General features: G+C 62.6%; 10 protein-coding genes. 8 read left to right on the plus strand and 2 right to left on the minus strand.

Annotated features, from left to right (window positions below; all coding sequences use genetic code 11):
• Positions 1-436: 436 nt before the first annotated feature.
• Positions 437-1,399, plus strand: a complete 963-nt coding sequence (locus ESP70_RS02480; protein WP_149687781.1) for a hypothetical protein — start codon at positions 437-439, stop codon at positions 1,397-1,399.
• A gap of 504 nt (positions 1,400-1,903) precedes the next feature.
• Here ESP70_RS02480 and ESP70_RS02490 read toward each other — a convergent pair.
• Entirely contained in the window at positions 1,904-2,512 is a 609-nt protein-coding gene (locus tag ESP70_RS02490) for a hypothetical protein (protein WP_223148587.1), read from the minus strand.
• A 1,225-nt stretch (positions 2,513-3,737) separates the two neighbouring features.
• Entirely contained in the window at positions 3,738-4,643 is a 906-nt protein-coding gene (locus ESP70_RS20650; RefSeq protein ID WP_425458377.1) for a restriction system modified-DNA reader domain-containing protein, read from the minus strand.
• 582 nt (positions 4,644-5,225) lie between these two features.
• Between ESP70_RS20650 and ESP70_RS02495 the strand changes: the two genes are divergently transcribed.
• From ESP70_RS02495 to ESP70_RS02525, 7 genes are all read left to right on the plus strand, one after another.
• On the plus strand, positions 5,226-6,581 hold the full coding sequence (locus ESP70_RS02495) for an ApeA N-terminal domain 1-containing protein (RefSeq protein ID WP_149687784.1): 1,356 nt from the start codon (positions 5,226-5,228) through the stop codon (positions 6,579-6,581).
• 519 nt (positions 6,582-7,100) lie between these two features.
• Complete coding sequence (locus ESP70_RS02500; RefSeq protein WP_188110450.1) at positions 7,101-8,837, plus strand: competence protein CoiA family protein; 1,737 nt, start codon at positions 7,101-7,103, stop codon at positions 8,835-8,837.
• 514 nt (positions 8,838-9,351) lie between these two features.
• A complete protein-coding gene (locus ESP70_RS02505) occupies positions 9,352-10,017 on the plus strand; it encodes a hypothetical protein (RefSeq protein ID WP_149687786.1) in 666 nt (221 codons plus the stop codon).
• Complete coding sequence (locus ESP70_RS02510) at positions 10,017-11,405, plus strand: hypothetical protein (protein WP_149687787.1); 1,389 nt, start codon at positions 10,017-10,019, stop codon at positions 11,403-11,405. The genes ESP70_RS02505 and ESP70_RS02510 overlap by 1 nt, the downstream gene beginning before the upstream one ends.
• Positions 11,406-11,786: 381 nt before the next feature.
• Positions 11,787-12,602, plus strand: a complete 816-nt coding sequence (locus ESP70_RS02515; RefSeq protein ID WP_149687788.1) for a hypothetical protein — start codon at positions 11,787-11,789, stop codon at positions 12,600-12,602.
• 598 nt (positions 12,603-13,200) lie between these two features.
• Positions 13,201-13,596, plus strand: coding sequence for a recombinase family protein (locus ESP70_RS02520; RefSeq protein ID WP_188110451.1), 396 nt, complete (start codon positions 13,201-13,203; stop codon positions 13,594-13,596).
• A gap of 257 nt (positions 13,597-13,853) precedes the next feature.
• Positions 13,854-15,632: a hypothetical protein gene (locus tag ESP70_RS02525; protein ID WP_149687790.1), complete on the plus strand. Its 1,779-nt coding sequence runs from the start codon at positions 13,854-13,856 to the stop codon at positions 15,630-15,632.
• Positions 15,633-16,253 lie beyond the last annotated feature (621 nt).

Below are 16,253 nucleotides of genomic sequence, written 5' to 3' on the forward strand. Positions count from 1 at the left end.
ACGGACTCGGCATAGCCTCTGTCGGTCTTGGTGATAGCCCATGTCGGCATGGGTGATGGGGGCAGTCGGTATGGGTGATGGCGTCGACGATTTTCCCTGTCGGTTCTGGTGACAGCCCCCTGTCGAGTTCGGTGACAAAAGAACTCAACGCTTCTTTACAACGCAACCGGGCGCTTCCAACTCGCAAAACGAACTCACGTTCAACGCATGTTCTCAACTCGTCTCGCGCCAGCGCGCGACAGCGGGCGAGCACATGAGCGAGGCGCCGGACGATGCGAAGCCACGATCGTGCCGATAACCCATTAGCCACTCGACGGTTCAGGGAAGCGCCAGGTCGGCGCCATCAAGCAAGGAGAGCGAAATGGAAGTTAACGTCACCGCAGCACCGCGAAGACTGACCCCAGCCCAAGACTCGTTCAGTGTCCCGCGATCACTCGTGTCCGCCCGTCTCATAAGGGTCAAGAAAGATAAGGAGACCAAGGAAGTTAAGGAGACCCGTCACGCTCTCACCGACATCGACAAGTTCGTCGCGGTTGCCCTCTACGACCTTGGTTACGACACCGAATACTGGATCCTTGAAAAGACCGAACCGAAAGGGTGGGCCTATGAGGGAAGTATCCGCCACCTGGCGGGCCGTGTCGGTTGCAGTCGCTCTGCACTGACGAAGGCCCTAGGCAACTTGAAAGCCGTGGGAGTCATCCTAAGTATCGAGCAACTGGTGAAGGAATCAGCCGAAGACGCTGCCCAGTCAGAGCCCCATGACTACAGATACGGCCGGCCCAGCGGAAATCCCCACAGGGCCGCCGCAACTATTCGTATCGTGCTGAGGGCACCCCTCACTGATGCAGGAGATGACGAAGGCCGTGAGGAGCCGTTGGTTCCGATCGTCTACTCAGCGGATGGCTACGTAACGATCGATCAAGCGGCCTTCTGGGAACACCGCCGCCATGGGGGCCCGCGCCAAGATCCGAAGCGCTCATGGCAGGCATGTGCGGCTTTGCTGACAATCCTTGCGTCTGCGTCGTTCAACCGGGATAAGGGACATCCCTGTTTTGTAGGAACCGCGGAACTTGCAGCCAGGGCAGGCACGAATGTCACCCGGTTCATGGAGCGCCTAGCAGCAGTCGACGAGATTCTCCCCGGGTTGATGCTGAAGACCGTCACCCGGGCGCCGAATCGGAGCAATCAGTACTTCTTGCCGTCCACCTACTTTGTGAGATGGACGAAGGTAGGAGCCGCTCTGGAGCAGCGAGGGTTTGACGTCCAGGAGGGGAAAACCGAAGCCCCGACATTCGTGGCGGGTGAGATCCTGTTGCGCGACCTTGTGAGTCAGATAGACAACGCTGACACGGCCGAAGAGGCTCATGATGCCCGTCAAGTCGTCGTGGCAGATGTTTGAAATCGCTGAGCACGCGCGAGCGGCCGATCGCGTGACCGCAGTGAGCGTTCTCGTCGAAGAATGCGTGTGGGCCACGACCCTGGGATTCTGGGACAACACAAACCTTTGCCTCACTCCGCTCGGCGCGAAGTTCCTGCGGGCCGCGAGGTCGCCCTCCCTTGCCAGCGCGGCAGTGGACGCCGTGCCCGAAGCGATGGCTCATGCGACCCGGCTCTGGGCTATTACTTCCGCCTTCGCTCCAACCCACGTCACTGCCGACGTAGACATTGACCGAGTCTGCGAGATCGCGGCTGAGGCGCGAAGCATCATCCGGCTCGCTATGCCTTGAGCAGAGGTCAATCGCTTCCCAACGTGGGCGCCAGTGGCGATCGTCCGGAGCGGCGGGCCCCGAGGCCGGTCTGCTCCGGACCAAATGGAGACCCAGCAGCGTGTCCTCCCACTCGAGATCTGATGCTTCGCACTCCTCGGACCGCACGGTGGCGTTGCACCGCCGCGGTAGGGGGGTCAACCAAATCCCAAGGTGAGAACGCCAGATTCGGCGGCGGGCATCCATTTGCGGATCGTGACGATGTTGGTGGTGCCGGTGTCGATGGCGGCCTGGTTGATCAAATTCCGTACAGCCACCTTGTCGGTATAGAACACGACCGCCCCGATGTTTGTGGCGTTCTTGTACGCAAACAGGGTGGCCCTAACCCGCATGGGCGTCTTGTGCTGCAACTCCAACTCGACGGCGATCGACTGAGGTGCGCCCTCGATCGGGTCACGCAGCAGCACCATGTCGGGAATGTGCAACGTACGCCGCCGCTTTCCGATGGCCGCGCCTGTAGCCACCGCGTACACCGGACCGGGCCCGTGGCCGCTTGACTGTCGCGCCGCGGCCATCCGGTCAGACACACTGTTGCGGGTGTCGGCGGCCCTGATCTCCCTTTCTGTGATCACCGTTTCACCGGTCGCTTCGAACCGGATGCCGAGGTCCACCAGCCCGAGGTCGTGACGGATGGTCGACGGAGAGATTGACTTGGGGGCTTGCAGGTTCAGGCCGGATGCGTCAGCACCCAGGTCTGTGACCGTCCAGAGCAAGAACTTGGTGAGGCCCATCGTGTGAGAAGTCACCCAACCGCCTCTACGAAGTTTCGGCATACGCCTGCGGAGGATGTGCCCCTCGACATCAAAGTGACTTGCGAGTTCCGCCAAGGTCGCAAAGCGATACCGCGCCAGAAAGCGGAGCAGTTCGACATCCCTCGATGTGAGGCGTGCCGGTCGCCCCGACCGTTGACGCCGGTACTCAGGCATCGCCGGGTCCGGGCTCGCGGCGCCAGTACCTGACACCCGTGCCCGCTCACGGCGCGGTACCGCTGGCGCGAGCGGAAGAAGCGGCCTGGTGAGTGGACTGGATGGGAGCACGGACGCCCCGCCGATTGGGCGCGCAGACGATGCTGAGGGCGGCCTGGTTGGGAGGCGACGCACCGGTTCCAGCGCAACACGTGTAGTCAGTTCGGACATGCTTGATCTCCTGGTGCGTTCCTGACGAGTCGAGGCCGCTCGAAAGCCACCACTGAGTCGGTTCTAACGCCGGCGAAGGGGTGCGGTGCTACACGACGTGTCACGCGTGAGGTCGGGAGCCTGCTGCGTGGCCGGCCCTTTTGGGTGCCACACGGGTAGCCGGGTCTGCAATGAATCGCCACTACAACGCCAGCGCTTTCGAGTTCCGCGGTGCTTAGACAAGAACCACTACCTGTGCTCGTCTCATGGTCCCGACGAAGACACTTGCGGACTCCCGCGCTGGCGCCCTTGGTCAGCATCCCGGTTGGACAGGGCGCCATGTCCACAAATGTGGACATGGCATATCGCGGAGATCCCCGGCCCCGGTCAAGCACCCCCGGTGCGGGGCCACCCCCGGTGTGGGGCCACCCCGGCCCCGGTCAAGCACCCCCGGTGCGGGGCCACCCCCGGTGCGGGGCCACCCCGGCCCCGGTCAAGCACCCCCGGTGCGGGGCCACCCCCGGTGCGGGGCCACCCCGGCCCCGGTCAAGCACCCCCGGTGCGGGGCCACCCCCGGTGCGGGGCCAGTCAAGCACCCCCGGTGCGGGGCCACCCCCGGTGCGGGGCCAGTCAAGCACCCCCGGTGCGGAGCCACCCCGGCCCCGGTCAAGCACCCCCGGTGCGGGGCAGCGGGTGGGCATGATGCTGGACTCCGAGTTGGAGTCGTTCAAATCGAAGTAGACCTTCTGGCGAAGACGATCTCGGGTACACAAGTCGCTTGTGACTCTCCAAGAGGTCGGTGACCGCATTGGCTGTGGAACGCCGATGAGCGATCTTCACGCCACCGGAGTCTTCTTCAAGGCTTCGACTCGAGAAATCGGTCTCGCAGGTCGGAGAGCGTTACGTCTCCTCCGGGAGTCTCCACGATCCAGAAGATCCATCCGTTGGTCGATGAGCCAGTGATTGTGTTGGCGAGTGGGGAGGGGTTTGCCCATGACTGCCCGTTCACCTGGAGCACACCGTTTTCGCCGACAACGCCCTCTGCTGGCCATTTTTGAACTTTGGACCGAATGCGCCAACCCTGGTGAAGAAGGCCAGCATCGGCGAGAGTGCGGAGCGTGATGCCGTTGTATCTGTCCGATCGGCCTCGCTGGATCGGCCGTTGCGGCGCCGGGGGTGGGACAGGGATGGAGTGAGGCACCACCGCCTGCTGCGGCTTCTCGGCCTGGGCACGCAGTGGGCGTCGACCGGATGTTGTGTCGCATCCCATCACGCGGAGGGCTCGCTCGATCGGAAGAACTGCTCCTTCCAACATGGCTCGCTCATACGCTGGCAGAGTTTCGTCAGACGGCCGGTTCCCGTTGTGAAGCCGGGCCTTTGTGGCCTCTGCCAGAAGGTCGTGCAGCCGTCCCTCCAACCATGCGACTTGGGCAGAGTTGAATCCGTGTGTTGTGTCTCGCCTGATGGCTAAGGCGCGGCGCCAGTAGGGCTTGGATCGTAGGTGCTCGCTTAGCCGGACCCGAACCCCTGTGGTTGCCTTACCGACATAGCACCCATAGGACCCGTCCGTGGCTGGCGGGTCGAGAAGGATGTACGCGCCGGGGCCCTCCCATTCGGGGCCGAGCGTCAGCGCGTGATCCCGTTCAACGATGGCGAAAATGAGGGCAGCGTGAGGCTCGTAGATCGTGATCGGCTCTGCCACGCTCTGGGGCACGAGCACTGTGAATGGCACGCCTGACGAACCGTTGCCTGCACCTGACATTGCTCACACCTCTCTTGTATGTCCCCCACCAGAGTCTGCCAGTGAGTTTGACCCTTGACGCCGTCAACACGAGATCGATCGATGCTCGGGTGCCGCGGAGTCCCAGTACTGCTAGCGCGCATGCTCCGGTCAGGTTTAGACGAGGACAGTGTGAGGGCGACGGGCCGGCCTCCTTCCAGCACGCCCCCTGTTCTCGGAATCCGAGAAACGGCCGACGTGCAGTCCCAGCGAAAACCACCAACCCTTTCCCCGAACCCGAGAAACGGGGTCGATCATGCCGGCCACCGCGCCCCGCCGCACGCAACCGCGGACTGGCTTGAAGTGAGGTGCCACCCGCCGCATGATGCGCACGGGTAGACCCGCAGTCTCCCGCCGAATTGATGTCCAGAACGGCGGACTCCCCCAACGGGCGCCGGGACCGGCAACGCCAACGCCAACGCAAAGGCGGTTGGCCCGAGGCAGGCCGAGCCCCAATGGCGCCCGCCGGATTCGGCTGACCCGCCGCCACCCCCGGGTCCGGACATTGTCTGAAAAGCCGCCTACCGTGTCGTGCGAAGACATACGAATGTTCGGAGACACGCAATGGGCACATCGCTTGAGACGCAAGGGGTCTGGTGGCTTCCCGACTCACCAGATCACAAGGTCGGCGGGTGGCTGACGTTCGACGAAGTGAACGGCGGTACCCTCACGCTTGGTGGCACGCTCCGCCCACCCGAGTGGCACGACAACGCTCTCGTGGACGGGTCTGTTCAGAGCGTGCGAGTACAGCACGACTCGGTTGATGGCCGAACCTATCCGATGGTTCATGGCCAACAGGGAGACAAGATTTTCACGCTTGTCTCGTGCTTCCAGAGCGCGCGGCAGTTCGGTTACATGTCTGGCACAGAGACCGAGAAAGTCACGGTCAACACAATCCTGTTGGGAGCATGGTTCGAAAACGAGGAGGACCTCCAATTCGACCGCGCCCGTGTCAGCCTCCGGCACGCGACCGCGTTCGTCGGCCAGAACGGTGTGGCATCCGAGTACCCATTCGTAGACGGAGATGACGACCGCTACTCCGTTATCACCGCTAAGACACTTCCCCCCATCCAGGTTGAGGTTGGCGACAGCAAGATTGCGTTCACCCATGTGCTCGAACAGGAAGGTGACCGATTCCACGACACCACCGTGAAACAGCGGTGGAGGCTCGACATCAGCGTTGAAGGCGTGCAGCGAATCCAGGGGTTCCTTGACGTGATGAGCGACATGCAGGACCTCATCACCATCGCTTCAGGAAGCACAGCCGACATTGAAGAGTTTGAGTTTCAGCATCCCGAACTCGACGAATCCGCAGGCGGGAAGAGGATCGACGGATTCCGCAGGAACATTCCCTACCTGGCGCGGTGGTCACAACGGTCATCTCACGAACATCTCGTAACCAAGCACGAGTACTACTTCAGGCTGGACGATCTTGACGGCATCGACGGACTGCAAAGGTGGCTCATAACGGCGATGCAGTACCGAACCGAACTCGGACGGGCCATGGCCACCCGGTACAGCGACACCATGTTTCTCGAAGACCGCATCACGAACCTCTGTGCCGCCCTGGAATCGCTGGATGCAGTCCGCCGCGGAACGTCGCGCGACGAGAATTTCGTCGACCACATCAAGCAATGCGCGGCTCTCGCCGGCACTCCGTTCACAGACATGCTCGCGACTAGTGCGGACGACTGGGCGAAGCACGTCAAGGAAATCCGCCACGACCTGGCTCACCATCGCGAGCGGCTCCGCGCCAACGCCACACCCATCGAGCACGTCGTCTCAGAGCAACTTTTCTGGCTGTTCGTCTTCTGCATCCTGCGGATCGCGCAAGCGCCGCCGAACGTTTTCGAATCCATCAGCAAGCACCCACAGATCCGATGGCTCAAGGCTGAAGCGGAAAGGGCGGACGGCCCCTGACCTGTCGGTCAGCCACCACCGGGCGGTGATACCGCCCAGCCAGACGCGGACATCCTCGGAACTGTCCACCACCAATCCGTCGGGCTGTGGACGGGCCGGAGTCACTCCGAAGGTCTCACGGACCACTTCAACGTTCGCTCGGCCATGTGGGGCTCGGCGCGAGGGGCATCGCACCAGATGTGACCTACGAGCACACCGAGGCTGCGGCGATGCCGACGTTCCCCGGTCCTCCCCAGCGTTCGACCCACGCGCCAGCCAAGCACCAAAACACAGGTAGCGCAGGGCAAAGGGCGGACGAGCACCCAATGCGCACCACATGGCGGCTGACTGGTCTACACCGGTCACGTCGGTGATGTTGATGGACGGGATCCGCACGATTGAGCGGGGTGACAGAGCCCCACACTGTTCCGGCATGTGCGGGTTTCCGTCCAATCTCGCTCAAAGCGTCCGCCAAGCGGTCTACGGTGCTGGTACAGCAGCCGGGAGCCTGCTCAGAGGGAGATCACATCGGTGGCTGGCGTGCGTCATGCGATCGAGGATGTGTCAGCGTTTCTCGACGGCAACTACTGTCAGGTGTGGGCGGTCGACCGGCGCACCGGTGAATACCAATATCTACCTGACGGGAAAGCCGACGACTACCGCGCCGAAGCGAAGCGGCACTGGAAGTGCCCCGTCCCGGACTGCACCGGACCGATCAACACACGCGGCAAATCTCGAAGGGCCCACTTTTACCACCTGAACACTGTCGACCATGCCGCAGAAAGCGAGGCGCATCTCGCGGCGAAAGCAATGTTGTTCGGGTGGGCGCGTTCCGTCGTCCCTGGCGGATGTGAGGTCCACGAGGAGTTGACGATCAAGGACCGAGACCAGGCCATCCATCGTCGACCGGATGTGGCAATCACGGACGGACAACGCACTGTAGCCCTCGAAGTCGAGTACAAGAACTTCCAACCAGAATCCTGGCGCGCCAAGCAGGCGAACTACGACCAAGTCGGCATCGTGTGCTCCTGGCTTCTTGGGCACACCCAGGTCACACGCGTCCACGACTCTGTGGCGTCCGATGGAGCCACAGAGGTGAAAGTCTCGAAACTCGGCAAAGTGATTGGGGCTGCCGGTCACCACGTCCTCGTCATTAACCCGACCGACCAACTCGTTGGAACCCTGGCAGGTGACCGCGATTTCACCAGCCGCCTCACCGCAACATCACCGACCGCGTGGTTGTGGATTCACAGGCTCGACGACTGCCAGTTGGACCCGAGCCAAGGGCTCATCACACCAGGCACTCAACGCATCGATACCGCTATCGAAGAACGACGACGGGCCGCCGAAGCAGCCCGACGACGCCAGGAGGATGAAACCAAGCGGCGGGCAGAGTCGGAGACGCGTGACGCCGAGTACGCTGCACGCCGCGCCGAGTTCATCCGCCGCAAGCAAAAGGAACAGGACGAGGCGTGGCTCGCATCAACCCTGCACGCGACCTGCCTTGAACGCTGGGGACGCGTGCCCGATGTCCTAACAGCCCGAATGCGTAACCCCGGCGCTGCTTTCGCCAGCGAGGCCCATTGGCACGCGGTCGTCTATGAGGCGCTCCTCCACGACAGCACCAAGCCGTTCCGCCTGACAGATGTCGAGCGCGTAATCCGGCAAACCGGGCTTCCCCTCAATCCGGATACGAAGCAACGGTTCAGATCCCTCATGCAGTTCTTCGAACATCTCGCCCACGCAGGCCTACTGCGAATTGACCGATCCAAAGGCATCGTCCTGACACCGGCAAGCCACAACATTGGCGCAAAGCCCCAAAGGCGCAGGACACAGGATGTGACCGAGCAAGCAGCCACCACAGCACCACCCGTCATCCCCACGATCCCGCGACTCTCCCAGACCCCTGGTCCAGAACCACCCACGGAGGCTGCTACCCGGTGGACCGTATCGGCAGAGCGACTGAGACTTATCAGCCGCTTCAATCGGGTCCCCGAGTTTGTTGCTTGGCGAGCACTCACAGAAGAAGAGTTCGCATTCATCGACGCCACCCCAGAGCACTGGCACGCCATCATCTACCTCAACTTCATCGACGGCCGACCGCACGGCCACCTGTTCTCCATCGACGACATCGTTGCGGAACTGGCAAAGAGAACGATCGACGCGTCGTCACCGCTCGCACGGGCTGCAATCCGTGGCTACTTGCGGAACCTCACACAACGTCGGTTCCTCGTCCAAGCCTTCGAAGACACATTCACGCTGGCAAGCGACTTCTGAGACCGACAGACGGTCACTGACGCGTTGCTCCCCCAGTCGCCTCCCAGCCGGTCGTGAGATTCGACCCGCCTTCAGCCGTCGGTTCGGGTAGTGAACTGCCTCCTCGATCAGATCGGTGCATTCCACCGACCTCGAGTTCTCCCGTCCAAATCCGCCACACGTGCGACCACGTCCGCCAGGTAGTCCTTTCAAGCCATGTTCAAAAAACACCTCGGCACATAACGAGAAATCCGTCAGCGGCACCTGCTCTAATCAACTTAGACACACCGCGGATTGCCGGGATGGCGAGCCGGGACATTCGGTTTGATCCGCCTGGATCGCGCCGATAAGAGGATCGGCGGGCCGGGGAGCGACTTCGGCGGCGAGAGCGAAAACGGTGTGTCTAATGAAGAAACTCATAGCAGCGACCCTGGCCGCTGGCCTCATCTTGCCTCTCACGGCTTGCTCGGCAGGCAACGCGCCCGTCCGGGCGGACTCATCGAACCCCCCAGCAACCGCGACGACACCGAGCCCGGTGGCGGCAGTCAAGAACGACGCCGACGGCAAAGCCGACGTGTGCTCGAACGTCGACGCATCGACGTTCGACCTCTCAGAGGACCTGGCGGCCGCTTACACCCAAAAGGAGGTCGCCGCAGCGGCATGCGAAGCGATCCGATTCCAATACGACGCCGGCTGGACCGACCTCGCCATTCCCGGCCATACGGTGAGGGTGTCGGGCGGCCAAGCCATCACCGAAACTCTCCGGCCATGGCTGACCGAACGAGCCTTGAACAACGCGAGCACACTCGCGGTCAAGTCCGCCGATGGTGACGGGGCCGCCGACGACGACCTCATCGGGCTGACGATGGTCAATCTGACCAACCCCGACTGGAACCTGCGCGCACAGGACAAGGAAGGCAGCCTGATCGTCGACGACCGGTCGTGGGGGGACGCCGACCTCACGATCGACAAGACCGCCGACGCAGCCGGCCGCGAGCGCGTGGACGTGACGATCAAGTTCACCGATCAGATGCTGCTGACCCGCAAGAGCGACGGCGTGCTGGGATCGGTCCCCGTGACCCGGACAATCACGTACGCCATGTCGCAGACCAGCCTCAAGGACCATCCGTGGCTGGTCGACGGGTGGTCGGCCAAGTGGACGTACGGCACCCCGACCCTCGACAAGAAGGCGGAGAAGTGATGAAACAAATCATCATCGCGGCACTGGCCGCGACGCTCCTTCTAGGACTCGCAGTCCCGGCATCCGCAGGAGACTGGGGCACCGGGTCCGGCGACTCAGGCGGCGGCAAAGACGACAACCCCGGCAACAGCGGGGACCCGAACCCTGGAGGAGGATCCGGGTCCGGCGGAACCGCCGGAGGAACGAGCGGCCGGTGGTCGCTGTCGGGGACCATCTGGGGCAACCCGACCACCAAGAAGGCCGTAGCACCCAGCCCAGCCGCCTCCGGCTCGAAGAAGGTCACGTTGAAATGCTCGGGGTCGAACGCATGGGGACCGTTCCTCGGGCAACGTTGGTCGAGTTGGGGTCACCGGACCTCGCAGGGCAACGACAACGGCTCTTATCGATACAACTTCATGGAGGGAGCCTCCCGCACCTGTATCGACGCCCCGCATTTCGTGATTGAGACACGCCGCTGCGTCACGCGGATCACCGGCGATGTTACGTGGGCCTATAAGCGCGTGGACGGGAAACCTGTTACCACGCGGAACCTGGGCACGACAACCACGGCGTTCGCAAAATCAGGCAATAAGGACCTCTCGAAATGCACGTCCGAGTACCAGAAGCACTTCAGTTTCGATGATGAAGTGTGGGGCGAGTACAGGGGCCGCGCGGCCGCTTTTGAACGCGTCGCCACAATCAAGCGGTTCACCACCCCACACGCAAAATCGGGCAAGACACCCAGGCCAGTCCTGCTCGCCATGGGTCCGGAACAAAAGGTCAATCCGGTGACCGTCTGGTGGTCCCAGTCTTGCCGCTACGGCGTCGAGCAAGGTCGTAAGAACCGCGACTATTCCGGCAACGGGTGCCAAGGCAAACCATCCACTTCTGAATGGAAGTGCGGCATTGCTCCGACCGCCTCCCCGTACCTATCCGGCATCCGCAACTCGAAGGAGATCGAAGTATTCCACGACGCAAAGCGGCGGCCGATCCGGTTCAAGGCACCCAAGCCCACCGGCGACGTACGGGCGTTCCGGGACAAGTCTGGGACGCTCAATTACGTCTCGGGCTCGCCGTTCCGGACGATCAGCGGGTCGTCGGTTGCCAATGCGCAGAAGAATTCCACGCAGCATTTCTCGGCGGTTCCGGCGTACGGAACCGCCGTCTCGGGCTGGCCAACAACGTGGAATGGGCAGTGGTTCCGGGCGGGCCTCCCGGGTCAGAACTTTAAGGCCAGAGTGACGTATCGGTTCTCAGCGGAGTTCAAGCACCAGTTCGCAATCGTGACTGGCATCCGCTCGGACGGGTCGCTCATTTACAGGACGAGCACCAAGTGGGCCCGTTCGACCGGCTCCTGTGCCACGCCGAGTACCAACTTGGCGATCACCCGCTCGCGCACCAGCAACTGAAGCGGTCATAGTCCGCCCCGGTACGCAGGTCGATTCGCTCTCCACCTGCGTACCGGGGCACTCCTATGCACAAACTCATCGACGGCCGTTAGAAGCAATGGGACAACCAAGCCATGTCTCAAAGAGGAGCACGCCATGTGCAAAGCGAAATCAGCCGGTGGAGTCCGGTGCAACGGTCACCGGCGCGCCGCAGCCCAGAACTCGATAGTCGCTCTCGCAGCGGCCACGTCACCGTTGTCCCATGCAGAAGCGAGCAGGAAGATCGAGGACGCCCGCACGACCGGTGACACTTCGCCCGCCAACCGTGCGGAAATCGACGCGTTCTTGACCGATGCCGCGAGTCGGGCAGAAACATGCGAAGCACTAGGAACGCGGACAAAGGTGGCCGTCGTTGCCCGCCTTCGTGAAGCGATCGGCCATCTGCGGATCGATCGCGCCACGCTGGCAGCATGGCGCGCTGCCCTCGGTCGAGAATGGGCGCAGGTCGGCCGGGCCGGCGTCTCGATGCTGCTGTCCGCCACCGTTGCCGCAGGCGTCGGCGGTTGCGGGGCAGGCAGTGACGGTCACGTCCCCGAGCCGACAACCTCGGCAACCGTCGCAGCGGCGCAAGTACAGCCGTACGCGGCAAACTCGATCCCGAAACCGGACATCCCCCAGACAGTTGCCGACTACTTTGGGTCCGAAGCGAACGCGCGAGCGGCATATCGAAAGGCCACCAAGGCCTACATGGCGGCACAGATGGACAGCGAGATGTTGTCCCTTGACCGCGCCGACGCCACCCCCAACTCTTTCAAGATCCGCACGGCACTCTCCGCTACTGCCAAGTCCAAGTTTGACAAGAGGATCACCAAGGCAGCGGATGGCGATCAGCAGGCCTACCAGGACGTTTCAGCACTCACCCTCTTTGACGCGCTCGACGCGAACGCCGCGTCTGGAACTGAGTTTCGACGCGGGGTACCCTCAACCACCGTGCAGCGGAGAATCGAGGCGCTCCGTATCGCCGATGGTTCAGGAGGGCGACCGAAGGTCACATTCATCTACCGGGGTGCACTACGCATCACCGAACACGACCAACGACTGCTCTCTCCGTACGCCGTGAAAACAACCCTATGGCTCACGAAAGGGGGGGAGATCGACGCTTGGGCCAGTGACTGGAAGGCCGTTGACCCCGGGGAGCAGACTCCGGACCGCTGGTGACCCGCGGGCGAACGTTCAGCGCTTGCGTCGCCGCCTGGACGGGGTCACTCGTCCTTCGCCGTCGCACGAGTTGCAGTTGATGTACGAGTTTGTGTCCCTGTCGATGGCGTACGAGCGGCCCTGTGTGTCGACCTGGTCGCCGTTGGACGGCTCGAACCCCGAGCCGCCACATCGAGGGCAAGGGACTGCGAGGTCCTCTGTTTGGGCTGCGACTCTTGGCATGGCGGGCTCTCCTTTGGTGGTGTCTATGAACGCGTTATCGGCGCGCATCGGTGTCGGAGGTCTTGACTGGGCACCAGGGGCACCAGACCTCGTGCCCGTGGGAATCGAGGGCGGGACGCCCGTCGTCGTCGAGGACGCTGCGGGTGCCATGGCATGGATCACAGGTGGTGCTGAGAGTGGTGGTCATCGGTCGCTCTCCGGTCAGGGGGTCTGCCCCTGTTATCGGCGCACATCGAGGAACGGTGCTCCAGTAGGACTCCACAACGTTCCTGCCTGTGCTGTAACCGGATCGGGCAGCCCGGACGCGGTTCGACACGTAAAACCGTGAGCACAGCACCCGCCCCGGCGCTTTCCCTCCCTAACTATGGGAGACCGCATGACCCGCAGCACCAAACGACTCCGCGTGATCGGCTACGTCCGCCTGAGCGACTATCGAGGCAAGAACGACGCTTCGACCGCCGCAGCGCGTCAACGCGAGGCGATCACTGCAATGTGCGTAGCCCGAGGAGGGGACCTCGTGGACATTGTCGAAAACCTGAACGTTTCCGGGTCCGATCGCGGTAAGCGCCTAGACCGTCCGGGGCTGGTCAATCTTCGCCCCGACGGCGACCCGACTACAGGCGTACGCGGCAGGCCGATCTTCGACAGAGTCAAGTATCTGATCCGACGAGCCGCTCTGCCGTGTTCCCTGTTCCCAATTCGTTCCAACCTCGAATGGTGTCAGGCCACACCGCTACGTTCAGAACACATCCGACTACACATGGAGACCTGATGGCCGAAGAAACTGCCGACGAAGCAGGCGAGTCTCCTGAGCCGGAAGACGACCCGACGAGCCCGGCGAAGTCTGACCCTGCAACATCGGACGCGCCGCCACTCCGCGCTGCGACGTGGTCTGAACTAATCCAGTGTGCGGACTCCGCATTCCTAGTGGGCGGGCACTGGCACCGCGTCGCTGGACGATTGGCGACCATGATGCAAGGGCTCGGCCTAGACACATCGGATCCTCTCGCCATCCCCCTTAGACGCGGCTTGAACTTCGCGCTAACTGCCGAGGACGACCGAGCGCACGTTGAGATGGCCCCTTCGGGCTTGCACAACGGCGTTCCATTAGCGCTAAAGCGCGTCCCGGTTGAGGACCTCGACGTATGGCGCAGAATCGCGAAGGACGTTACTCACCCTGCTGCCAAGGCGCATTTCTACGATCTCCTGTTCAAGAAGGGCGGACCGCGCGCTCTGAATGACGCGGTTGAGGCGGTCCATGCGTACATGGAAGTCGCGAAAGTGGACCACTACGAAGTCCAGGTCGGCGAGGAGGAAGAGCGTCAGTTCAAGTGGGCCGCTCACAATCGAAACATGGCAATGGGTCGGGCGCTCTCATTGCGTCACGTGGTCGCGAAAGACTCCGCGTCCGCCGCCCTCGTTGAAGAGGTGCAAGGGCTCGCCTTGCGGTGTATAAACCGAATCCTGCTGGACCCTTCCCCGCATATCGGCGACCTCTTGATGCTTGTGCGACTCCTGACGCGCGGGCGTCGGACGCTAGCTCCCCAGCAGTCCGAGGCCCTCAAGGTGGCGATCGAGCAGGCGCTCCACAAGCACCAAGACCGCGATCACGTTATCGACGACTTAGTCGCTCAACTGATCCTTCTCGAACCCAGCCGCGCAGACGAACTCAACAGAGTCCGCGTTCAGGCCCGCCTCACCATCGCGGAGTCTCAGCCCCACGCCAGCGTCAAGATGATTCATCTCGAACGAGCGGCCACCTTGGCACGCAATCATCAGTTTCGCGACCTGCACGACGAAGCAATCAAGCAGATGCAGCGGATCTCACCTGAGGATCTCGGCTTCCAAACGTTCTCTTCAGAAGCGCCCCTGCAAGCCGAAGTCCTCGCCGCAGAGATTCAGCGGGTCAGTGAAGGGGCTGACTGGCGCGATTCTCTAACGTCCTGGCTCCAAACAGGTTCACCTTCTGGCAATGCGGAATCCAATCGTGAAGGCGCAGAGGCTCTGGCTCAAGTCTCGTTGGTCAGCCAACTTGGGATGCCATCTATCGTTTATGGGCGCGACGGATTGCCGCGCTGGACGGCCAGCACCGACGATGAACGGCGCCAGCACGAGTTGGCACGACATGAAATGTTTGCCGTCAATTTCAACGGACTGGTTCTCGCCGAGGGACTGGACGCGATCGGGAAGAAGTACGCGACTCCCAACGTCGAAGATCTGACACTCCTCCTGAGTCACGATGGGGCGGGAGACGTTGCCCTCGCAGGCATGTTCGCCAGAGCTCTCCTGCGCTACTGGAGTGGCGACTTTGAGGGCGCTCTGATGACAGCCGCCCTTCGCGTGGAGACAGGCGCTCGGCATCTCGCTGTTGCGCTCGACGAGGCCGCATACGTGACGAGTCGTCAGACCGCCCCGGCCGTGTACCTCGGGATCGCCCCCTTGATCGATTTGCTGGAAAAGCACGGTCTTGACGAGGACTGGAAACGCTTCCTGCTCACGTACTTCGTATCTCCCGAGGGCCGGAGCCTGCGTCACGATCTCGCGCATGGGTTCGGACCCGATGACGACAAGCCCCGCATCGAGGCAGCGTTGTCCCTTCGCGCCCTTGGGTTGTTCGTCAATGCGGCTTGGCAGCCAGGCAAAGATACCGCCCCTGCTACGCCCGTTGTCGGGCTCCATTCCACGGGACTCGTCGAGGCGGCATACCTGCTCTTTCGCCACGCTTTCGGAGGTGTGCCTGTTACAACATTGGTCCGGCATGAAGCACGTTCTCTCCTGAGGATCGCGCGAAACTGGCGTCGTGGATGACATCTGATTCCAGCGCGCCACAAGAGGGACTGACTGAATGCGCCGCTCGTATTGCGCATTGGTCGTAACGAGGGAAGAGCCGCGTTAAGCGCATTTGATGACGCAGCGTGGGGCTGGATAGGCGCATTTGGTGACGCACGGCCCGCTCTGGAGAGAGCATTTGATGTCACACCCTTGGTGCATCTGACGGCGCACGGCTGGTGCCGGTCCGGACGCACATCGTCGTAGCCGAGAACAGGGGTGAAGATCGGTTTGCTAGTCGCCCTCCGCCCGGAGGCCTCCCGGTAAACGGCGTTGCGGGGAGATCATGTCGGCGTGCACCCAGCACACGCGAAAGTCGCCAGTGCCGTCGACACGGACGACTTGGGCCCACCATGGTCCTCCGCCTGGCTGGCGAGACCATGCGACCAGGAAGGCGGGCTCGCCGGGCAGCCCTGAACGAGGCTCGGCGTGAAGCCATACGTGGCGGGTCTTCGGCTCATCGATCGGTGGCTCCAGGCGGGCCACCCGGTCACCGGCCGGGCGGGCATTGCTCATTCCTCGAACATACTTTCGAAGAAAGGTTCTTGACAACCACGCTACGCGCGCGCCCCGAGGGATGGGCGCGTAACGTCCTCCAGA

Source organism: Aeromicrobium ginsengisoli (assembly GCF_004134905.2).
GTDB lineage: Bacteria > Actinomycetota > Actinomycetes > Propionibacteriales > Nocardioidaceae > Aeromicrobium > Aeromicrobium ginsengisoli.